The sequence below is a fragment of the Campylobacter showae CSUNSWCD genome (genome assembly GCF_000313615.1).
GTDB lineage: Bacteria > Campylobacterota > Campylobacteria > Campylobacterales > Campylobacteraceae > Campylobacter_A > Campylobacter_A showae_A.
The window spans coordinates 30437-52109 of sequence record NZ_AMZQ01000007.1; the positions used below are offsets into that span (position 1 = coordinate 30437).

The 21673-nt window shown below is 45.7% G+C and carries 20 protein-coding genes; 16 read left to right on the forward strand and 4 right to left on the reverse strand.

Annotated features, from left to right (window positions below):
- Positions 1–60: 60 nt before the first annotated feature.
- From CSUNSWCD_RS04865 to CSUNSWCD_RS04935, 15 genes are all read left to right on the forward strand, one after another.
- Entirely contained in the window at positions 61–756 is a 696-nt protein-coding gene (locus tag CSUNSWCD_RS04865; protein WP_009494700.1) for a response regulator transcription factor, read from the forward strand.
- The gene (locus tag CSUNSWCD_RS04870; protein WP_009494701.1) at positions 740–2179 is read left to right on the forward strand and encodes an ATP-binding protein; all 1440 of its coding nucleotides are present in this window, start codon (positions 740–742) and stop codon (positions 2177–2179) included. Before CSUNSWCD_RS04865 ends, CSUNSWCD_RS04870 begins: the two co-directional genes overlap by 17 nt.
- A 97-nt stretch (positions 2180–2276) precedes the next feature.
- Positions 2277–4343: a cytochrome c3 family protein gene (locus CSUNSWCD_RS04875; protein ID WP_009494702.1), complete on the forward strand. Its 2067-nt coding sequence runs from the start codon at positions 2277–2279 to the stop codon at positions 4341–4343.
- Between the two features lie 54 nt (positions 4344–4397).
- Entirely contained in the window at positions 4398–5210 is an 813-nt protein-coding gene (locus CSUNSWCD_RS04880) for an FKBP-type peptidyl-prolyl cis-trans isomerase N-terminal domain-containing protein (RefSeq protein WP_009494703.1), read from the forward strand.
- A 36-nt stretch (positions 5211–5246) separates the two neighbouring features.
- Entirely contained in the window at positions 5247–5930 is a 684-nt protein-coding gene (locus CSUNSWCD_RS04885) for a 4Fe-4S dicluster domain-containing protein (RefSeq protein WP_009494704.1), read from the forward strand.
- 1 nt (position 5931) lies between these two features.
- On the forward strand, positions 5932–6903 hold the full coding sequence (nrfD, locus tag CSUNSWCD_RS04890; protein ID WP_009494706.1) for an NrfD/PsrC family molybdoenzyme membrane anchor subunit: 972 nt from the start codon (positions 5932–5934) through the stop codon (positions 6901–6903).
- Positions 6904–6921: 18 nt separating this feature from the next.
- Entirely contained in the window at positions 6922–9618 is a 2697-nt protein-coding gene (ccsA, locus tag CSUNSWCD_RS04895; RefSeq protein ID WP_009494709.1) for a cytochrome c biogenesis protein CcsA, read from the forward strand.
- Between the two features lie 12 nt (positions 9619–9630).
- Positions 9631–10461: a tetratricopeptide repeat protein gene (locus CSUNSWCD_RS04900; protein WP_009494710.1), complete on the forward strand. Its 831-nt coding sequence runs from the start codon at positions 9631–9633 to the stop codon at positions 10459–10461.
- Complete coding sequence (locus CSUNSWCD_RS04905) at positions 10458–11021, forward strand: hypothetical protein (RefSeq protein WP_244263911.1); 564 nt, start codon at positions 10458–10460, stop codon at positions 11019–11021. The genes CSUNSWCD_RS04900 and CSUNSWCD_RS04905 overlap by 4 nt, the downstream gene beginning before the upstream one ends.
- 11 nt (positions 11022–11032) lie before the next feature.
- Entirely contained in the window at positions 11033–12169 is a 1137-nt protein-coding gene (locus tag CSUNSWCD_RS04910) for a nitrous oxide reductase accessory protein NosL (protein ID WP_009494712.1), read from the forward strand.
- On the forward strand, positions 12166–12354 hold the full coding sequence (locus tag CSUNSWCD_RS04915) for a hypothetical protein (RefSeq protein WP_009494714.1): 189 nt from the start codon (positions 12166–12168) through the stop codon (positions 12352–12354). Before CSUNSWCD_RS04910 ends, CSUNSWCD_RS04915 begins: the two co-directional genes overlap by 4 nt.
- A complete protein-coding gene (locus tag CSUNSWCD_RS04920) occupies positions 12344–13453 on the forward strand; it encodes an ABC transporter permease (protein WP_034964399.1) in 1110 nt (369 codons plus the stop codon). The genes CSUNSWCD_RS04915 and CSUNSWCD_RS04920 overlap by 11 nt, the downstream gene beginning before the upstream one ends.
- Entirely contained in the window at positions 13450–14124 is a 675-nt protein-coding gene (locus CSUNSWCD_RS04925) for an ABC transporter ATP-binding protein (protein WP_009494717.1), read from the forward strand. The genes CSUNSWCD_RS04920 and CSUNSWCD_RS04925 overlap by 4 nt, the downstream gene beginning before the upstream one ends.
- Positions 14121–15074, forward strand: a complete 954-nt coding sequence (locus tag CSUNSWCD_RS04930; RefSeq protein ID WP_009494718.1) for a hypothetical protein — start codon at positions 14121–14123, stop codon at positions 15072–15074. Before CSUNSWCD_RS04925 ends, CSUNSWCD_RS04930 begins: the two co-directional genes overlap by 4 nt.
- Positions 15071–15580, forward strand: coding sequence for a hypothetical protein (locus CSUNSWCD_RS04935; RefSeq protein ID WP_009494719.1), 510 nt, complete (start codon positions 15071–15073; stop codon positions 15578–15580). Before CSUNSWCD_RS04930 ends, CSUNSWCD_RS04935 begins: the two co-directional genes overlap by 4 nt.
- Before the next feature lie 401 nt (positions 15581–15981).
- On the opposite strand, the gene CSUNSWCD_RS04940 is transcribed toward CSUNSWCD_RS04935, so the two are convergent.
- Genes CSUNSWCD_RS04940 through rsmA form a run of 4 tightly spaced genes read right to left on the reverse strand, consistent with a single transcriptional unit; the run spans position 15982 to position 20687 of the window.
- Entirely contained in the window at positions 15982–16755 is a 774-nt protein-coding gene (locus CSUNSWCD_RS04940) for a pseudouridine synthase (RefSeq protein ID WP_009494721.1), read from the reverse strand.
- 1 nt (position 16756) lies between these two features.
- A complete protein-coding gene (locus tag CSUNSWCD_RS04945; protein ID WP_009494726.1) occupies positions 16757–17716 on the reverse strand; it encodes a KpsF/GutQ family sugar-phosphate isomerase in 960 nt (319 codons plus the stop codon).
- Positions 17717–17725: 9 nt separating this feature from the next.
- Complete coding sequence (locus CSUNSWCD_RS04950) at positions 17726–19876, reverse strand: ribonuclease J (protein WP_208853714.1); 2151 nt, start codon at positions 19874–19876, stop codon at positions 17726–17728.
- Complete coding sequence (gene rsmA, locus CSUNSWCD_RS04955) at positions 19824–20687, reverse strand: 16S rRNA (adenine(1518)-N(6)/adenine(1519)-N(6))-dimethyltransferase RsmA (protein ID WP_009494728.1); 864 nt, start codon at positions 20685–20687, stop codon at positions 19824–19826. Before rsmA ends, CSUNSWCD_RS04950 begins: the two co-directional genes overlap by 53 nt.
- Before the next feature lie 199 nt (positions 20688–20886).
- On the opposite strand from rsmA, the gene hisF reads away from it, so the two are divergent.
- Complete coding sequence (gene hisF / locus CSUNSWCD_RS04960) at positions 20887–21642, forward strand: imidazole glycerol phosphate synthase subunit HisF (RefSeq protein WP_009494729.1); 756 nt, start codon at positions 20887–20889, stop codon at positions 21640–21642.
- The last annotated feature ends 31 nt before the right edge of the window (positions 21643–21673 follow it).

The window sequence follows — 21673 nt, forward strand, 5'->3', positions numbered from 1 at the left end:
TGAAAATAGTATTTTAAGCTTGCTTGTGTTAGTATCGGCAAAATTTAGTACGGGAAAAAGATGCAAGATTACTCCGTTTTAGACGTTTTATCCAACAAAAAAGTCCTTTGTTTAGAGGATGAACCATATATATTAAAAAATATGATCGACTCCCTCGAGCTGTTTTTTGCCGAAGTAAAAGGTGTAAGCGACGGCATCGAGGCGCTAGATGAAGCTATGAGCGGCTCATACGACGCCCTCGTCCTAGACGTCAGCGTCCCGCACATGGACGGTTTAGAGGTAGCTAAAAAGATCCGCTCTGCAAATCGCAAAATCCCTATCGTCATCATCTCAAGCCACACCGAGCAGGAGTATTTGTGGCGCGCAGTCGAGCTAAAGATCACGAGGTATCTATCAAAGCCCTACGATAAAGATACGTTTATAAAGGCGCTAGAAGACGTCGCGATGGAGCTCATCGACCATACGCCGATGTTTAGTATTAATAGCGAGCTCAAATACGACTTTAGTAAAAAAATCATATATATAAAGGAAGAGGCCTGTCGCCTCTCCAAAAGCGAAAGCAAGCTTTTGGAGTATTTTTTAAACAACAAAAATCAAACGATCACTTACGAGCAGCTGTTTGACTACATGTGGGAATTTGAACAACCGACCAAAGAGGCCATCAAAACCATCGTAAAAGAGCTGCGCCGCAAGATCGGCAAGGACACGATCAGAAATTTATACGGTGTAGGATATCTATGTGAAGTCCAAATTTAAATTTATCGTCCTGCTGCTCGTCGTTTTGTACGGCGCCATTACCGTTTTGGTTTTTAACTTTTACCGCGACCTTGCGCTAAAAGACGCCAAGCAGGAGGCCGTTTACGTGCTAGATGCGATGAATGGCATACGCGACTACATCTCTACCGTCCAGCGCCCGCTCATAGATGAGTTAAAAGATCACGGCGTCATAGACAAAGACCTTTTTGACCCCAGACTTATGTCCTCATCCTATATAGCTCGTCAAATTTACAAAATCCAGCTCACTAAAAAAAACATAAACTACGACTACAGGCTAACGGCGACGAATCCGCTAAATCCCGAACACGAAGGCACAGAATTTGAAAATGAAATTTTAGAAGGGTTTAAGGAGGGCAAATACGAGGTCTACTCTGACGTAATCAAAGACCAAAACGCCTCGTACTTTTTCGTCGGCCTTCCTATCAAAAACTCCCACCCGTCCTGCGTCGAGTGCCACAACATAAACAGCGCGCCTAAAAAAATGCTCGAACAATACGGAAATTTAAATAATTTCGAGGGCAAGGTCGGCGACACGATAGCGATGGTGAGCTTTAAAATCCCGGTAAAAAGCATTTTGCTCTATCATAAACAGGAGTTTATCGTTAGCGGCGTGGCGATCACGGCGATCTTTGCGGCGTTTTTATTTTTTGTTTATAAAATCCACAAAAGCAACGAAAAAACCAAGTTGCAAAACGAGCTTTTGATGATAAATCAAAGTCGCCTGGCCTCGATAGGTGAAATGATCGGAAATATCTCGCACCAGTGGCGCCAGCCTCTAGCCCAGATCAGCTCGACTCTGGTAAATTTGGAACTTTACTCCGAGCGAGGCAAGCTAAGCGAGCAGAGGCTAAAAGAGGCCATCGAGGAGGCAAACGAGCAGGTCAAATTTATGTCTGACACCATCGAGGACTTTAAAAATTTCTTTAATCCAAATATGCCAAAGAGCGAATTTGACGCAAAGCAGGCCATAGAGCAGGCTTGTAAAATTTTAAACGCGACACTCAAAAAACACGTCATAGACGTAAAAGTCGAGATAAAAGAAAATTTTACACTTTACGGCAACATAAACGAACTTATTCAAATTTTAATTAACATTATAAATAATGCCAAAGAAGCATTTTTAAATCTGCCGCAAGAGCGGGCGCAAGCAAACAGATGGCAAATTTTAATAACCGCCCTTTTGCAAAACGGCGAGCGCGCGATCACGCTCGAAAATAACGCCGGCAATATAGATAAAGCCGCGATAAATAAGATTTTCAAGCCGCATTTTACTACGAAAAAGTCGGGTAGTGGGCTTGGACTATATATGAGCAAGGTAATAGCCGAAAAAAATAACGCCCGAATTTACGCGCAAAATATAAATAATGGCGTAGTATTTACTATTAAATTTAAAAATTCATAATTTATTAAATTTCCCCTTTTTTCGCCCCCTTTTTACGATAGCATTATCAGTATGAAATCTTTTTGATTTTAGATCCAAAATTTATAAGGAGGGCGCAATGAGGAATTTAAGTAAAACCTTATTAGGTTTGCTTATGGGCGTTAGCGTCTTCGCATCGCAAGCCTGTTGCGAAGAACACAACATGCAGATGTCTCAACAAGCGCGAGACGTCATAGCAAACCCAAAAGGTACGCTTCAAAGTAGAGGCGTAATATCCTTGCAAGACTACATCGTAGAAGAGCAAGAGATGTATGAGTGGCTGTTTAAAAACCACCCGATTTTCACAAAATACGGCGGTAAAACAGTCGGTAAACTAGATGTTCACGACCGTGGACTTGAGTGGCTTGCCGAAGGTCACGGCTTTGACATGTCAAAAGCTAGTAAAAGAGACGGCGGTAAAGGCTACAGCTCTATGATGTATAGGATACCTGCTGGTTCGTCTTTGCAGTTTCCTAACAAATTCATAGGATCCGAAAAGTGCGGCGAGTGCCACCCTGCACAGTACGAAGTATGGAGCAGATCGCGCCACGCCACTACTATCCGCTTCCCTGGCGAGCACCCTGAGGTTAACAACAACCTAACTGATCCGGTATTTAGCCCAGATACCGCGTCCATCTTGCCTCAAGGCATTACTCCAGATGTTATTTACGCAACAGTAGGACACCTAAGAACCAAATTCGGCTACGTAGATGCATGGCTTCTACGCGGAACCTATCACGTAGAGGGCGGCTTACTACGAGATGGCACCGGTCAAGTCGTAGCCGGCGGTAACCAGTTCCAAAGAACTTGGGCGTTAAATTTAACTCCTGAAACAGTTAAGAAAATCAAAGATTTTGTTCCTGATTTCCCAGAAACTCTAGCCGACTACGGCGATAACGGCGGATACGTCAGAGGTCTAGCCTCATACGCGGCTAAATACAAAAAGTCAATGTTCTTCCAAGCAAACGGCTCTTACTGCGAAGTTTGCCACCCGTTCAAATTTGACTTTAAAACCAAGAAAGAGTTCTATGCGGCTCTTGGTAATGCCAAAGAGCTTCAAAAACACACTATCTCTAAAGGCGTAAGCTGTGAGGAGTGTCACGGAGCCGGCGGTCACCTTGACGGAGCTACAAACTTTAGAACTTCAAACTGCGAACGCTGTCATCAAAGATTTAACTATAGCCTAGACCTAGCTCGCGCTAATCCTCTAAATCAAGGCAAGCTTGACCTATCTCTAAGCTCTAAATTTAAATCAATGGGACCAGGATGCGGATCTGAGGGTTCACAATCATACTTTACCGCTCACTACGATAAAGGTATGCGCTGCACCACTTGCCACGATCCTCACGATAACACAGGTCCGGTTGTAGGCGATAAGACTATCAAGGGCGTAAACTATAACTCAGAGCAAGGCTACCTAAGTGCGCTTTACACCAAACCAAAAATCAGAAAAGATTGTCAAGATTGCCACAAAGAGCAAGCATATATCGCTTCTAGAGCCGATACGCACAAAGATAACACTTGCGCATCTTGCCACATGCCATTCATGATGAGCTGCGAGAACTTCTACGCTATCCAGTTCCAAGACAACGCTGGATTTGATACTCAAAGAAGATCTCACATCTGGAAGATTGACGTAGATCCTGCTAGAAAATCTCTAGTTGCGGGCGACGCGGCTAAAGGACCAAGAGACGCTAAAGATTGGCACTTCCAAAGAGATAAAAACGGACACAACTTCGTTGACCTTATGTGGGCGTGCGCTAGAACATCTTGGGCCGATAAAGATATGCAAGATACTAAAGGCTGCCACAGCCCGGTACTATCTGAGCTAAAACCTACCCTACACTTCAAGAACCAAAAACAGGTTTACGACGAAGTAATGGGATGGCAAACTCCTGTTAAAAACGACTTCTCTCAAGTCAAAATCGGTATCGAGGGACTTTATGCTATCTTAGAAACTAAGAAACTAAGCCCTAGCGATAAGACAAGAGTTTATGAGCTAATCGAAAAGGCGCAAGACACAGTTGACTTGCTACAAAAAGACGGCTCATGGGGTATGCACGGCTTTAAATATACAAAACAAAGACTCGACGCTTCTAAAGAGTACATCAAAGAAGCCCAAAGAATCATAAACAACAATTTATGATGCGATTACGGACGCCGCAAAAGCGCGGCGTCCAAATTTTAATAAGGTAAATTTATGCGTTTTAAACTTAGCAAAAACCCGATTTTAGCTCTTTGCCTAACGGCCGGTTGCGTCTTGTGCGCTAGTGCGGCGGATAAAGAGGCGATGACGCAAGAGCAAAAAGAATCATACAGCATCGGAATCTCAACCGGAACATATATCTCCGCACAACTAAAAAAACAAGAAAGCCTAGGCGTTAAATTTGACAGCAAGTCCATTTTAGACGGCTTTGCAGACGCCTTTAAAAAAGAACAAAAACTAACGGACGAAGAAATAATCTCCCTACTCAATCAGAGAGACGAAAAATTAAATAAGCTAACCCAAGACGCGCTAAAAAAAGCGCTTGAAAAAAATTTAAAAGAGGGCGAAGAATTTATGGCGAAAAACGCCAAAAACAAAAAGGTCAAAACGACTAAATCAGGGCTTCAGTACGAAGTCATAGCTGTCGGCGACGGCGATAAGCCAAGACCTGAGAGCGTAGTCGCGCTAAACTATAAAGCTTACCTCATAAACGGCAAAGTTTTTGACGAAACGTACTCTAGAAACGAGCCTGCGATCCTTTCTATGGTAAATTTAATAGACGGCCTACAAGAAGGCCTCATGATGATGAACGGCAACTCAAAATATAAATTCGTCATCCCGTCTCACCTAGCTTACGGAGACGAGGGCGCAGACGAGATACCGGGCGGCTCGACGCTGATTTTTGAAGTCGAGCTAGTAAAGGCGCTAAAACCTGGCGAGCTAGCCGGCGCAGCCAAAAAACTAAGCGAAACTCAGCCGCAAAATTTCCATGGCGCACATAGCCACGGAAGTAGCGTTGGTAGATAAATTTAGGATATTTAATCCACACGGATGGAGAAGAATATGAAAGAGCAAAATACAAGAAGGATGTTTTTTAAATTCCTTGCTTCAGGCGCGGCGGTTGCGGGAGCGACTAGCGTACTGGGCAAGAGTATAAATTTAGACGCCCAAACGGAAAACGGCAAAAAGCCGCACTACGGCATGATCTTTGATCAGAACAAATGCGTCGGCTGCACCGACTGCGAGGTCGCCTGTAAAAAGGTAAATTTGGTCCCAAAAGGCCAGATGAGGCTTTTTATCCAGGACAAAACCGATCCGCTAAATTTGAAAGAAAAGCGCTATGTTAGAGTATCTTGTCAGCAGTGCGAGGACGCGCCGTGCGTGACCGTATGCCCGACAAAAGCCTGCCACAAGGACGAAAAAACCGGCATCACGACGATGAATACCGACGACTGCATCGCCTGTAAATACTGCATCGTAGCCTGTCCTTACGACGTGCGCTTTATAAATCACGAAACAAGAGCCGCAGAGAGCTGCAACTTCTGCTTGGATACGAATTTAAAAGACGGTCACGAGCCAGCCTGCATCGAGGCGTGCAGATACGAGGCGATCGTATTTGGCGATCTAAACGACGAAAACTCGCACATCAGCCAGCTACTTCGCGTAAAAGACAGCCTGCGTATGCATCCTGAGTGCGGCACGAAGCCGAGCCTGCGCTATATTCCTGCGGTTAAATTGGGGGTGTGATATGAATGGAGCTATAAATTTCACTGCGACCTTCTCGCACGGCGTAGAGTGGGGCTGGCCGATAGCGGTTTATCTTTTGCTAGCGGGCATGAGCGGCGGCGCTTTGATCGTCGCGATCCTCGTCAAATTTTACAAAAAACAGACCGAAAGCACGCCGCTCTTTAAGGCTGCGTCGCTACTATCTTTCGTCACGATTTTACTCGGTATGGTCTGCCTGGTAGCCGACTTAGAGCGGCCGCTACTTTTCTGGAAAATTTTGATTAATTACAACTTCACCTCGGTTATGTCCGTGGGCGTTGCGGCGCTTTGCGTCTATATTCCGCTTAGCTTTGTGGCTTGCCTTTATGCGTTTGAAGATTGCCTAAGAGAGTTTTTGACGCGCAATCTTAGCTTTTTAAAAGGTCTTTTCACGCTCGTAATGAAAATTTTAAACGCGCTTCGACCGCTACTTCTTGCGCTTACGCTTGTTTTTGCGGTTGCGATCTGCGCATATACGGGCTTTTTGATCTCAGTTTTAGTTAGATTTCCTATCCTTAATACCGCCGTTTTACCTGCGCTTTTCGTGGCGTCTGGCTTATCGGCAGGCATCGCAGGCTCAAGCCTCATAGCCGCGCTTTTCTTTAAAGCAGACCCGCACGGCGGCGATCTTAAAATTTTACACGCGGTCGAGTGGCCGGTTTTAGCGATGGAAATTTTACTAATCGGCATGATTTTCGTTTCGCTAATCACTGGCAGCGACGTACAAAAAGCTGCAAGCGTTGCCTTTAGCGAGGGCGTTTACGCTCAGCTATTTTGGCTCGGCGTCGTGGGCGTAGGATTTTGCGTACCGCTGGTTTTAAATTTCGCACTGGGCAAAAAGATCGCTCACACCGCGTTTGCGTTCTATGTCAGCGCGCTTGCCAGCATGGTCGGAGTATTACTTCTTAGAATGTTTATACTATACGCAGGGCAAACTTACGATATAATAATGTAAAAACTCGGAGAGGCGATTTTGGGCGTAAATTTATTTAGATTTTTAACTTCTTACAAATTTGCGCTCTGCCTCCTCTTTATCCTAGCCGCAGGCGCTGGCGTCGCGACCTTTTTAGAGAGCATCTACGACACTCAAACGGCTAAAATTTTAGTCTATGAGGCGCGCTGGTATGAGTGCGTCATGAGCGCGCTTGCGCTTTGCTTGCTCGGCATAATCATAAAAACCAAAATGTGGCGCCGATTTGGCTCCTTCGTACTTCACGTTGCATTTATCGTTATCTTTATCGGCGCGGCGCTGACGCGTTATCTGGGCGCTGAGGGCGTACTGCACGTAAGAGCGGGCGAGAGCGGAAACGAGATGGTGAGCGTAAAACCGTTTTTACAAATACGCACCAAAGACGCATTTTTCGAGTATCCGCTAAATTTAACCCAAATCGGCGATAATAACTTTAGCTTCACGCAAAGTATAAATTCCAAAAACTTCACCGTCAAATTTGACTCCTATAAACCAGCACCCAAAGGCGAGCGCGGTACTCTCGTAGTAAAAGCTGGCTTTGAGGGGCAGCGCGAACAAACAGCCAAAATCCACGGCGGCGTAGGCTGGCTAGGCGAGCCTAGTATGCTAAATTTTGACGGCGAGGAGATAATGCTAAGCTGGGGCTCAAAACTAGTTAGCTTGCCGTTTTCGATAAAGCTTATTAAATTTGAGCTCGAACGCTACCCAGGCTCGCAAAGCCCGTCCTCATACTCTAGCGAAGTAGAGGCGCTTTCGGACGCTGGCGAGATTTTAACGAGATATAAAATTTACATGAATCATCCGCTAAATTTGCAAGGCTTTAAGCTATTTCAGTCCTCCTATGACGCGGACGAGCAAGGCACGGTGCTAGAGGTTAATCGCGATCCGGGCAAAATTCCGACCTACATCGGATATTTCTTGCTTTGCGTCGGAGTCATCGGCAACTTTTTTACTAAAAACAGCCGATTTTTAAAGCTCATAAATTTTATCAAAAATAGTCGCTTTTCTCTCGTCGCAGCATTTATCGCGCTTGGTTTTTTAAATTTTAACGCAAACGCGGCCGAGCAAAACGAGAGCGAGATTTTAAAAACTTTCGCCGCAAACACCGCCGCTCACGCTAACGGCGAATTTGCAAAGCTTCTCGTGCAAGACTACGCGGGCAGGATAAAGCCGCTTAGCACGGAAGCGGGCGAAATCGTAAATAAAATCTCCGGCACAGACTCGCTTTACGGTCTAAGCGCCGAACAAATCATTCTCGGAATGAATCTAAATCCCGCACTCTGGCAAGAGATAAAAATCGTCAAAATAAAAAACGGCGAAATAAAAAAGATGTTAAATTTGAGCGGAGATTACGCGAGTTTCAGAGATGCGTTTGACTCAAACGGCGAGTATAAGCTAGCCGCGCAGGTCGAAGCCGCGAACGAAAAACCTCTATCAAAACGAGGCACGCTCGATAACGACCTCATCAAATTTGACGAGCGGCTAAACATCGCGTATCTCACGTTTAAGGGCACGTTTTTTAAATTTATCCCGGTAGCAAACGACCCGCAACACGCGTGGCTCTCGCCAAACGACGCCTTTGGCGATGAACGAGTCGATACCAACGCAAAAAGTATACTAAACGACTATATAACAGGCCTACAAGAAGGCATCGATAGCAATGACTGGAGTAGGGCCGACTCCGCGCTAGCTGCGCTAAGAAACTATCAGCGCACGGCTTCGGCGGAAATTTTACCTAGCGTTAGCAGGGTCGATGCCGAGGTATTTTATAACCGCGCTTCGGTGTTTAAAAAACTGGTTTATTTCTACTGGATTTTGGGCTTTGCCGCGCTTTTACTAGGGCTTGCTTCGGTGTTTTTATCAAAACGGATTTTACCGATTGAGCGAACTATTTTAGCGGCGTTTGCGCTGGGATTTGCCCTGCATACGGCGGCTTTAGCTCTACGATGGTACGTCTCAGGACACGCGCCTTGGAGCGATAGCTACGAATCGATGATCTATATCGGCTGGTCAGGAGCTCTAGCGGGGATGATATTTTTTAGGCGTTCGTTGCTTGCGCTTGCGGCGGCGGCGCTGCTAGCTGGCATCGTGATGCTAGTAGCTCACATGAGCTTCGTAAATCCGCAGATAACAAATTTAGTCCCGGTACTAAAGTCGTATTGGCTCAGTATCCATGTCTCGGTTATCACTGCTAGCTACGGATTTTTAGGCCTTGGCTGCGTGCTGGGTCTTATCGCGCTAGGACTCATGGCGTTTAAAAATAAATCCAACGAGGCGAGACTAAACGAGCAGATCAGATATATCGCAGCGATAAATGAAGCAAGTCTAATCATTGGTCTTTGCTTGCTAACGCTTGGAAATTTCTTCGGCGGGATTTGGGCGAACGAGAGCTGGGGGCGCTACTGGGGCTGGGATAGCAAGGAGACGTGGTCGTACGTCTCGATCCTAGTTTACGCGATCGCGCTGCATCTGCGCTTTATACCGAAGCTAAATTCGCTCTACGTATTTTTGATCACATCGGTGTTTTCTTATGCCTCGATAGCGATGACTTATTTTGGCGTAAATTTTTATCTAACGGGCATGCACTCTTACGCCAGCGGAGATTTGCCGCCGGTGCACATTAGCGTCTATATCGCGCTTGGATGCATGCTTTTGATAACAGCGCTAGCATTTAGAGGGCGCGACGTAAAAACGATTTAAAAGGAGAAAAAAATGTATAAAAAACTACTACTGGCGGCGGTTTTATGCGCTAGCGCAAACGCGGGCTTTATCCAGGAGGGCATGCAAGCTCAGCAAAGCGGCGACCATAAAAAGCTGATAGAAATCTACGAGAAAGCCTGCCACGAGGAAAACAAGGCTTCGGGCTGCTACAACCTTGCAGTGGTGTATTTTGAAGGCACGGGCGGCGTGGAGAAAAATTACGAAAAGGCGATAAATTTATACCAAAAAGCTTGCAATGCCAAATTTGCGCTTGCCTGCAACAACCTAGGCTACATCTACGAAAGCGGCAACGGCGCGACTCAGGACTTTGCTAAAGCCGCCGCATATTACGAGAAAGCCTGCCAAGATGACGAGGGTTGCACCGCACTAGGACTTCTTTACGCAAACGGCGCAGGCGTCAAAACTGATATCAAAAAAGCCATCTCGCTCTACACCAAAGCCTGCAACTACGGCGATATGATGGGATGCAACAACCTAGGCTACCTGCACCTTGAGGGCATGGGCGTAGAAAAAGACTACTCTAAAGCAAAATCATTTTACGAAAAGGCTTGCGCGGGCGGCGTGGGTATCGGCTGCGACAACCTCGGCTTTTTATATGCATTCGGTCAAGGCACGGAGCAAGACTACGCCAAAGCTAAAGAATTTTACGAAAAATCTTGCAACCTAAACTACAACAAAGGCTGCAACAACCTAGCCATAATGTACGCCGAGGGTAAAGGAGTAAAAGAGGACGCGGAAAAAGCACGTGAAATTTTCACCAAAAGCTGTAACAATGGCCTAAAAGAGGCTTGCGAGAATTTAGAAATTTTGGGGAAACATTGATATCCTTAATGAACTGGGGCAACAAAAAGGCAAGCCTTGAAGCGCTATATCTGCTTGATAGCGCCTTGCTAGAGCCTGGCGAGGAGTATCTAAGGCTCATCTCCAAGACAAAAAACGAAAATAGCCTCAGATACAAAGTAGATAACGGACAAGGTGATCTACTAGATGTGATATTTACGCAAGATGCGGTGCTGATTAGGGGATTTGATCATGAAAATGAGCTAAATCAGTTTAGCGCAAGCATCTGGGATCAAAGCGTGATAGATAAAATTTACGAGGGCGTGGAACCTAAATTTAGCTCGCTTTTTTCGAGCAAGGAGAGGGATCAGACGACATTTTTTATCTGGTATGATGGAGCGGAGCATCAAAATTTGGTCGGCGGCAACAACGGCGGACGCTGGCTGCTTGCATATACCTTTGATAGCTTTGACAAATTTAGCGAGTTTGTCAAAGGCTACTATGAGATAAATTTTGATGATGACATGCTAAAAAAGCTATATGAAGGCGGCGAGTTATCGCAAGAAGATATAAAAATATTAAAAAATAAATTAACAAACTAAAGGGAGATAGTATGATTTTACGTTCTATTTTGGGTTCGGCGCTACTGGCGGCGCTAATGTTTGGCGCCGAAGCAAACGAACAAGCCGGCAAAATGAAGCCGATGTTTCAAAGCGTGGATCCAAGCAAAGCTACGCTCGTAGGAAGCGGCGAGGATAAAGAGTATTGCGCCGTTTGCGGGATGAATTTGGTTAAATTTTACAAAACAAACCACGTATATAACGGCAAGCAAGTAGCATCGCTACACTGCCTATACGAACTAACGGAGGGAAAAATCCCAAGCGACGCGCAGGTCGTAGATACGAAAAATCTAAATTTGATCGATGCAAATAAAGCCTTTTACGTCGTCGGTAGCAAGATCGGCGGCACGATGACTAGAAACAGCAAATACGCCTTCTCAACCGAGGCCGACGCAAAAGAGTTTCAAGCCGAAAACGGCGGCGAGATAATGGACTTTGCCAAAGCATACGAGATCGCGGGACAGGACTTTGAGGGCGATAACAAGATGATAAAAGCTAAACGCGAGGGCGGCGTTTATGCGCACGGTAAAGAATTTTACGAAGCAAACTGCGAGAAAGTCGACCCAAAAAGCTTTAAAGCCATCTCAGAGCTAAAAGCTCACCTCAAAAAAGTTTGCGACGCAAAGGGCGCTAGCAAAGCTCCTGAATACGACAAACACCTACAAGCAGCAGCTCTATATCTATGGGACGCACCGGCAAATTTAGGCGCGGGCGATCAAGCCTCAAAATCTAAGCAAAAAACGCAAAAAGCCGAGAGAATCGTCGTGCCAAAAGGCGCTCGCTGCCCGGTTTGCGGTATGCTAATCGGCAAAAACCCGCAGTGGGCGACGATGATGAAAACAGGCAAAGAGGAGCTTTACTTTGACGGCGTAAAGGATATGATGAAGTATTATTTCGAAAAAGGCAAAAAAGACGATCAAATTTTCGTTAGCGACTACTACAAGCTAAACAAAATCGACGCCAGAACCGCCTACTACGTAACCGGCTCAAATGTACTCGGACCTATGGGCAACGAGCTCATACCGTTTGCCAGCGAAGAGGACGCTAAGACCTTCGCTAAAGATCACGGCGGCAAACAGATCGTCAAATTTGACGAGATCACGACTCTTTTAGTAGAGAGGCTGATGTGAGACTCATCTGCGTTTTAGCGGGCTTTTTTACGATTCTTTACGTTTGTATCGGAGCGCATTATCTTGGCTTTGATAGAGCGGGCAAGGAGGCTCAGCTAAATTTGATCCAAAAATCCGTCAAAGACGCGCAAATTTCGACGAATTTTATTTCAAAAGAGTACGGGAAGTTTGTCTATGCCGAGTAAAAATTTTATCGATTACGCAGTTACGCTGCTTTATAAAGACCGCGCCGATCACGCTTTTAGCTTTTTTATATTCGCTTTTATCGTGTTTATCTTAAGCGCGGTTCTTTTCGTCTCAAGCTCTATCCAAAGCGACCTTACAAATTTGACCCGCTCAAAACCCGAAGTCGTCGTCGAAGCTCTACGCGCGGGCAAACGCGACCTGATACACGACGGCTACATCTATGACGTCTCAAAGATCCCCGGCGTTGCTAGCGTCGAGGGAGCAGTCGAGGGGGAGTATTATTTCGCGCAAAAAAGAGTCTGGTTTCACATCGTAGGCGATGAAAATTTGGACGAAAACGAGATGATCGTTGGCGAAGGCGTGAAAAAAGAGATGGCGGAGCTTTATTACGAGGATGTTTTTAACTTTTTAACCGAAGAAAAAATGATCCCGATGAAGATCAACAAAACCGCGCCGCATGAAACAGGCATCGTCTCAAACGACGTTATATACATGAATCCCGCCACCGCGCGCGAGGTACTAAGTCTAAAAGAGGGCGAATACACGAGGCTCTACGTCGAGGTGCCAAACGTCAACGAGATCAGCGAAGTGGCCCTAAAGATCCAAAACGTATATCCAAACACCGAGGTTACGAGCATCGAGGACGGCGTGGCTAAAATAAGGCACCTTTACTACTACAAAGGCGGCATTTTCATGGTGCTTTACGTAGTGGCGATGGTTTCGTTTTTCATCCTGCTGAAAAATCAAATTTCGCTCGCTTACGGCGAGAAGAAAAAGGAGATCGCGATATTGCGCAGTATCGGTTTTAGCGTTAGAAACATCATCGCGCTTAAATTTATCCAAAACATCGTCGTTTCTTTTAGCGCCTATTTGCTAGGCGTCGCGGGAGCGTATCTATACGTGTTTTTATTCGGTGCGCCGTTTTTACGCGATATATTTTTAGGCAGCGAGGTGGCAAATTTCACGGATTTCACGCCGATCATCGATTTTAATATGCTATTTTTGATCTTTGTTTTTAGCGTGATTCCGTTTTTGGCATTCGTCATCATCCCGTCGTGGCGCATCGCCGTTAGCGACATGAGCGAGGCGGTAAAATGAACGCAATAGAAGTAAAAAATCTCTGTAAAATTTACAATCAAAACAAACCCAACGAATTTCACGCTCTGAAAAATATAAATTTGACGGTAAAAAGCGGCGACCTAGTCATCCTAAAAGGCGTTAGCGGTAGCGGCAAAAGCACGCTGCTAGGCATACTCGGCGCGCTTAGCAAACCAAGTAGCGGCGAAGCGCTAATCAACGGTCGCAACGTCTCAAAGCTGCCCGATATCATGAGCTCAAATTTTAGACATAGCGAGGTCGGGTTTATATTTCAGTCGTTTAACCTGATCGAGGGCCTTAGCGTTTATCAAAACGTGCTAGCACCGCTAAGTCTGACTAACCTAAAAAAAGCCGAGCTAAATTCGCAGATCGATCGCGCGCTAAATCTCGCCAACATCGCGCATAAAAAAGATCAAATCATCTCAAAGCTAAGCGGCGGCGAGAAGCAGCGATGTGCGATAGCAAGGGCTCTAGCGATGGATCCTAGCGTCATACTAGCCGACGAACCGACGGCAAATTTGGACAAGCAAAACTCGCTTATTTTCATCGAAATGCTGAAAAAATTCAAAGAGCTAAAAAAGACCGTCGTAGTCGCTACGCACGATATTTTATTTGACGATCTGGACTTCGTGGACGGCTATGTGAGGATGCAGGACGGAGAGATGCTGTGAGCGTATTTTTATCGGACGTTGTCATCGCGTTTTTGCTGATCGAGCTCATCATCATCGTGCTGATGGGTATTTCGCAGTATTTCGTCGTGCGCATCATGCGGCTATGGGACTTTAACTCGACGTCAAATTTGCAATACGACCTAGAAAAACGCAACTACCTCGTAAATACGATTTTGTTTTTCGCCGTAGTTTGCAAGATCGTTTTGTTCGTATTTTTCGCGCTATCTCTAAACGAGCTAGCAGACGTGGTGCCAGGCGCCATGTGCTCTGCCGGCGTCATCGGATCAAATCAATTTGGCGGCATTTTGCTACTGCTAAAACTGCTGCTCATCTTTGGCTTTGGACTGTGGCTCATCATAAATTCGCTTGATTTAAAGGCGACGAATTTTCCGTATTTAAAGCGAAAATACGTCATTTTCACGATACTTTTTATCGCCGTTTTGGTCGAATTTGCCGCTGAAATTTTGTTTTTTAGCAACGTGCCTTTAAAAGTACCCGTCTTTTGCTGCTCGGTCGTGTTTCAGGCGCCAAAGCTACCGTTTGGCTATACGAAGTTAAATTTGGTCGTCTTTTACTATGCCGTTTTTGCGGTCATTTTGACGCTAAATTTACTCAAACAGACGATGGCGAGTTTTGTTTGCAACCTGCTGTTTTTATTTATCGCATACTACGCGATCACCTATTTTTTCGGGCTTTACGTCTACGAACAGCCAAATCACAAATGCCCGTACTGCATGCTAAAGGGCGAGTATTTTTACGTCGGCTACCTCATCTGGGGCTCGCTGTTTTTGGGTATTTTCTACGGTATCGCGGCGTTTTTAGTGGAGCTAATTGTGAAAAAACCTTACGAGCATTTGCTTAAACTTTCCTCTTTTTGGCTCGTCGTAAATGCTCTTGTTTGCAGCTTTTTCGTCGCTAAATACTACCTTTTACGAGGAGTTTTATTATGATAAAGCAAATTTTCGCCGCCGTGCTACTTATCGGCGTGGTGGCGCTGCTCGCGTTTTCAGTGGATACTAGCGAAGGCAAGATCGTCGTTCGTCACGGCAATGTAGAAAAAAAGCCGCTAGACATCGAGCTTAACAAATACCTCTGCTTTGAGAGCAAGGTGCTCATCAGCGACCTAAACAACACGGCTCAGGCGGTGATGCCAAACGGCGATACGTACTTTTTCTACGACATCTCAAACTCGTTTACGTGGCTCATGCGGCAAAAAAATAAAGACGACGTCGTGCTGTGGGTCTATTCGCAAGACACGAGCCGCTATATCCTAGCTAAAGACGCCTGGTACTCGCGCGTGGACATCACTCCGATGGGATACGGCATAGGCGCGTACGAGTATCACGTTTACGGCATCAACGATAACTATTTCGAGGATGTCATGCTCTATGCCGCCCGCGGAGAAACGCTGATAAATCCGCTGATTTTTATCTTGCTTTCGGAGAATAAAATTTAGCCTTAAGCCGGTTGGCTATTTTATTCTCCTAAATTATCTCTACAAAATAAAATAGTTAAAATTGACGGATTTAATTTTAAATTTGCCTATATTTTAAGACTTTGAAAGGAGTCAATTAATCTTTTACAACTAAATTTTAGTAAACCAAACTTAATAAGTCTCCTTTAATAAGTCTCCTCATAGTTTGCAAATTTGACGTCCAAACAGGCGTTTAAACGTTAGTAAATTTACTTGACTTATTAACGGTAAATGTTGAAATTTCATTTTTATCGGTTAAATTTGCACCTATTCCAAAAATTTGATCAATTTTTCCGCCAGTTTACCAGTTTGATGAACTATTGGCTAACGTTAATTTTTAACTATGAATTTTACATAATTAATCGCTAACGTTTTATAAAAGGTTAGTACCTAACGTTATTTACCTTTAGAAAATCCCTCAGCGCTTCGTATTCGCCGTTTTCAAAATAACGCCATTTTCCGGGTTTTAGCATACCAAGATCGACGCGACCGAAACTAACGCGTTTTAGATCCATTACCTCAAGGTCGAAATAGCCAAAAAACCTGCGTAGCTCGCGGTTTTGTCCTTCGTTTATCACGACTTTTAGCTTCGTAAAGCCACCGCTTGAGCCAAAAATTTTATAGTCCAAAAACGGCTTAAATTCCATTGATTTTATCGCAGTTTTAGCATGCGCCCCCTTGGTAGCGTCCGCAGCAAAAAACCCCTCATTCATCGCCGTTACCACTTCGGGCGTTATCTCGCCCTTTACTTTTAGATAGTATTCGCGCTCGACATCGCTATTCATCAGCGCGGTAGCGATCGCTGGAGCGTCCGTTAGCAAAAGTAGCCCCTCGCTAGCATAGTCAAGCCGCCCGATACTAACAAATTTTGCAAACTGACGATCCAAACTATCATAGATCGTTTTGCGTCCGCGGTCGTCTTTTTTACTAACGAGTTCGCCTTTTTGTTTGTGATAAACGATCATCGTAAATTCTTTTTTTAGCCTCACTATGCGGCCGTTTATCTTTACTTTATCTTCGTCGCTAACGCTAGTAGCCAGCTCGCTAACGACGCGGCCGTTTACGCTAACTTTGCCCTGTTTTATGAGCTCGTCGGCCTCTCTGCGAGAATAACTCGTGTTATGCGATATAAATTTGTTTAGTCTGCTTTTTTGCATTTTATAGTCCTAAATTTGCAAGGTCGTGTATGTGTAAAACACCGACCGGAACGCCGTTTTCTACGACGGCTAGTAACTGGATCTTGTAACGCTCGATGAGCGCTAACGCATCTATCGCTAACATCTCTTTATTATTTAGCTCTTTGGGCTTTAGAGTCGCGTATTTGATCGCAGCGTCGTTTAGATCAAAGTCCTCTCTCATCAGCGCGCGCCTAAGGTCTCCGTCGCTCAAGATCGCATCCAAAACGCCGTCTTTATCGACGATGAGGACGGTGCCGAGTTTGCCGTGCGTCATCGTGTCGATCGCCTGCTTTAGGCTCGCATTCCAGCGGACTATAGGCAAATTTTCGCTTCTCATCACGTCTTTTACTTTTAAAAATAATCTCTTGCCAAGGCTTCCGCCAGGATGAAAATTTGCAAAATCCTCTTTTTTAAAGCCTCGCTTTTCCATTAGGCAAACGGCTAACGCATCACCTAAGGCTAACGTTAGCGTCGTCGAGCTAGTTGGCGCGGCATCCAGCGGGCAGGCCTCTTTGCCAACGTCAAGCTTCACAAAGGCGTCGCTAAATTTGCCCAGCGTACTAAATTTATCCTTCGCCATCGCAACTATCGGCACGCCAAAACGCTGCACGTGAGGCAGGATTTTGGTTAGCTCCTCGCTCTCGCCGCTAAAGCTAATGGCTAGTAGCGTATCATCCTTGCCGATCATGCCCAGATCGCCGTGCATTGCCTCGGTCGGATGCATAAAAAAGCTAGGCGTGCCCGTGCTAGCAAGTGTCGCGGCGATCTTTGTGCCGACGTGTCCGCTCTTGCCCACGCCCGTGACCACGACTTTGCCTTTAGTTTGGTATAAAATCTCGACCGCATTTTCAAATTCGCCGTCTAAAATCTCGGCGTTCCTTGTTAGCTCGTTAGCTTCGGTCTTTAGCACGTTAGCGGCTATTTTTATCATCTCGCTCATTTTACGCCCTTACATCAGGTATATGATCGGCACGATGGTCGGATATTTTTTGACTTTTCTAAATATATGCTTGCGGATGACTTGGCGCACCTGCCCCTCGAGTATCCTGCCGTCTTTTAAAAGCTCCTCTTTAACATTGCTTAGATACTGCTCCAGCACGCCCTCCATCTCTTTTCTAAACTCGCCGTCTTGCTTATCGCCCACGAGTCCGTAGCTGATGACGCGAGGCTTGTTTATGAGCTTAGCGCCGTGGCGAGAGATTTGCGCGATGATCATCACGACGCCCGCTTCGGCCAAATTTTGCCTATCGATCACGACGTCGTCTGAAATTTGCTTGTTGATTTGGTTGTCGATAAAGACCTTGCCAGTTTTTACCGTCTTGGCGCGCTTCATGTATTTTTGGCAAATTTCTATCTGATCGCCGTCGCTCATCAGATAGATGTTTCGCTCATCCACGCCACATGCCACGGCAGTTTCTTTATGCTTTGCGATGTGGTTGTATTCGCCGTGAACGGGAAGGAAAAATTTAGGCTTTATCAGGCGCAGCATCAGTTTTTGCTCCTCTTGCGCGGCGTGACCGCTCACGTGTATCTCGCTAAAGTCCTGATACGCGACGCTAGCGCCTGATTTGATGAGAAAATTTAGCACCGTCGAGACGCTGCTTTCGTTGCCAGGGATCGCTTTTGAGCTGATGATGATCTGATCGGTCGGCTTTATTTTGATGTATTTGTGCTCGTCTGTAGCCATGCGGTACAGCGCGCTCATCGTCTCGCCCTGAGAGCCGGTGGTGACGATCAGCACCTCGTTATCTTTAAATTTGCCGACTTCGTTAGCGTCGATGAAAATTTTCTTATCGAGCTTGATGTAGCCAAGTTCCATCGCCGTGTAGAGGTTACGCTCCATGCTGCGGCCGATGACGCATACCTTGCGGTTGTATTTTAGCCCCCAGTCGATCGCCTGATAGACACGGTGGATGTTGGAGCTAAACGTGCTCATTATCACACGACCTTTGGCTTTGGAAAATATCGCGTCAAAGGTTCTGCCTACGCTGCTTTCGCTTTTTGTAAAGCCCTCGCGGTAGCTGTTCGTGCTATCGCTCATCAGGCACAGTACGCCGCGTTCGCCGTAGTATGCGAGTCTGCCAAGGTCTGTTGGGTAGCCATCAATCGGCGTGTGGTCGATCTTAAAGTCGCCCGTGTGGATGATAGTGCCCGCCTTTGTCGTGATGGCAAGCGCGCTGGCATCGATGATAGAGTGCGTGATATGTATCCACTCGACCTCAAAATCTCCGATCAAATACGGCTTACGCTTCTCAACCGAGCGGAAAAGCGAACGCTCCTGTTTTAGCCCGTGCTCTTCAAATTTGTTATTTATCATACCCAGCGGCAACGGCGTAGCGTAAATCGGAAATTTAAACTCTTTGTAAAAGTAGGGCACCGCGCCGATGTGATCCTCATGGGCGTGCGTGATGACGACGCCTTTTATCTTGTCTTTTATCTTGCGCACATAGTCAAAGTCTGGGATCAGGATATCCACGCCGTGCATACTCTCGCTAGGAAAACTCATGCCGATATCGACGATGATCGCGCTCGTGTCAGTCTCAAATACGGTCATATTTCCGCCGATCTCGCCTAGTCCGCCAAGAGGCGTGATGCGGATCCTATGATCGGTCGAGTTTAGGTATTTCATCGGCTCCAGGCGCAGTTCGTGGACGGCCTTATTTGCCTCCATAGACGCGGCGATATCTTGCTGCCACTGCTCGTTACCATTTAGCTTGGCGGGTAAATTTTTCTTCGGCTTTCGCTGTTTTTTCGGCTTAGCTTCGCCCGTTTGATTTTCGGCGTTTGCGGTTTGTTTGTTAGCGTTTTTATTTTCGCTTTGCGCACTGTTTTGAGAGTTTTGTTTGTTGTTTTTACTGCGATTTCTTTTGCCATTTTGTTTGTTAGCGTTAGCTTGTTCGCCGTTTTGCGCGTGCTGTTCGCTACCGTCAAAAGGCTCTAAAAAGAAATTATCTATCACGCTTTGACTAGCTTTTTGTTCGCCGTTTTGCGCGTTTTGATCTAAATTTTCTTGTTTATTTTTATTTCTTGGGCGAAATCTGCGCTTTTTATTGCTCTTGCCCTGAGAAACTACCGCTTTTTCTTCGTTTTTGTCGTTCATTATCTTCCTTTAAATTTTTAAATACTTCTAGATAAAGATCGACATTTAGCTCGTGTGGACGTATGTTTGCGCTCAAATTTAGCATGCTAAAAATTCGCTCGATTTCAGGCTTGTTATAGCTTGAACTCAAATTTTTCATCAGCGTTTTTCTGGGTGCGCTAAAGGCGATTTTGAGGTAAGTTTTAAATTTTTCGTATTCAAATTTACTCTTAAATACGCCCGTTTCGTCTATTAAATTTTTACTTTTTTGCAGTTTTATAACCGAGGAAGTCACCTTCGGCGGCGGATTAAAGCAGCTCGCATCCACGTCAAAAAGCAGCTCGCAGCCGCCTTGAAGCGAAGCCAAAATCGCCAAAGAGCTAAAATCTCTATCGCCGCTTTTCGCGCTAAATTTGAGCGCGACTTCCTTTTGTATCATCACGACCAGACCGCGACATTTTTCGTCTTCGATCGCATTTAGGATCATCTTCGTAGCGACGTAGTAGGGCAGGTTTGCCGCTAAAAAATACGGCTCATCGTTTAGGCCGCCTTCACTCCACTGATCCAGCGCATCTTTGCAAAAAAGTTTCAATCGTCCGTTTTGAATTTCGTTTGCGAATTTTTTCTGTAGCAACGCAAAAAGCTCGGTATCTATCTCATAGCTAGTTACGCCGCAAATCCGCAAAATTCTAAATGTCAAATCACCTAAGCCAGGCCCAATCTCAACGATATTTCGCGTATCTTTGGGAATCGCTTGGATGATTTTGTTTAGCGTCGCTTCGTCGTGTAAAAAATTTTGTCCGAAGCATTTTTTTGCTTTAATATTTTCCATTTTAACTCCGCAGAGTAGCGAAGCCACTCTTTACGGGCGGGAGCAAGCTCCCTGCACCCACCTAAAGCACACCGATGTTTGCGGCATCGGCGTAAATTTACCTTAAATTTTTGCCGATTTTACCCAAAAATATCTTATGTAATGATTAGATAAGTCAAATTTAGCTAAAATAAAGCGAAATTTTAGCTAAAGAAGAGCGATGAATCATTTTGCAAAACGTATAATTCCGTGCCTAGACGTCAAAGACGGACGAGTGGTGAAGGGCGTAAATTTCGTAGGTCTCGTGGACGCGGGCGATCCGGTCGAGATAGCCAAACGCTACAACGAGGAAGGCGCGGACGAGCTGTGCTTCCTCGATATCACGGCGTCACACCTTGAGCGCGATACGATCGTGGATGTAGTAGAGCGGGTCGCACGCGAGCTTTTTATCCCGCTAACAGTAGGCGGCGGTATCCGTACGATCGACGATATCTCGCGTCTGCTAAACGTCGGATGCGACAAAATTAGCCTCAACTCAGCTGCGATAAAAAATCCAAATTTGATAGACGAAGCGGCAAATAAATTCGGCTCGCAGTGCGTCGTAGTCGCGATCGACGCAAAGAAAACAGGCGATAATTACAGCGTTTTTATAAACGGCGGTAGGCTAGATACGGGCAAGGACGCTCTTATTTGGGCGAAAGAAGCGCAGGAGCGCGGTGCGGGCGAAATTTTACTCACGTCGATGGACTGCGACGGCGTTAAAAACGGCTTTGAGTTAAATTTGACGCGCATTTTTAGCGAGCTTGACATCCCAGTCATCGCAAGCGGCGGTGCGGGCAATATGGAGCACTTTAAGGACGCATTTTTAGCGGGTGCGGACGCGTGTCTGGCAGCCTCTATCTTTCACTTTAGAGAGATCGAAATCAAGGCGCTTAAGACGTATTTGCGTAATCAAGGTATCGAGGTTAGGCTGTGAAATTTGAGCTCAAATTTAGTGCGCAAAAGGG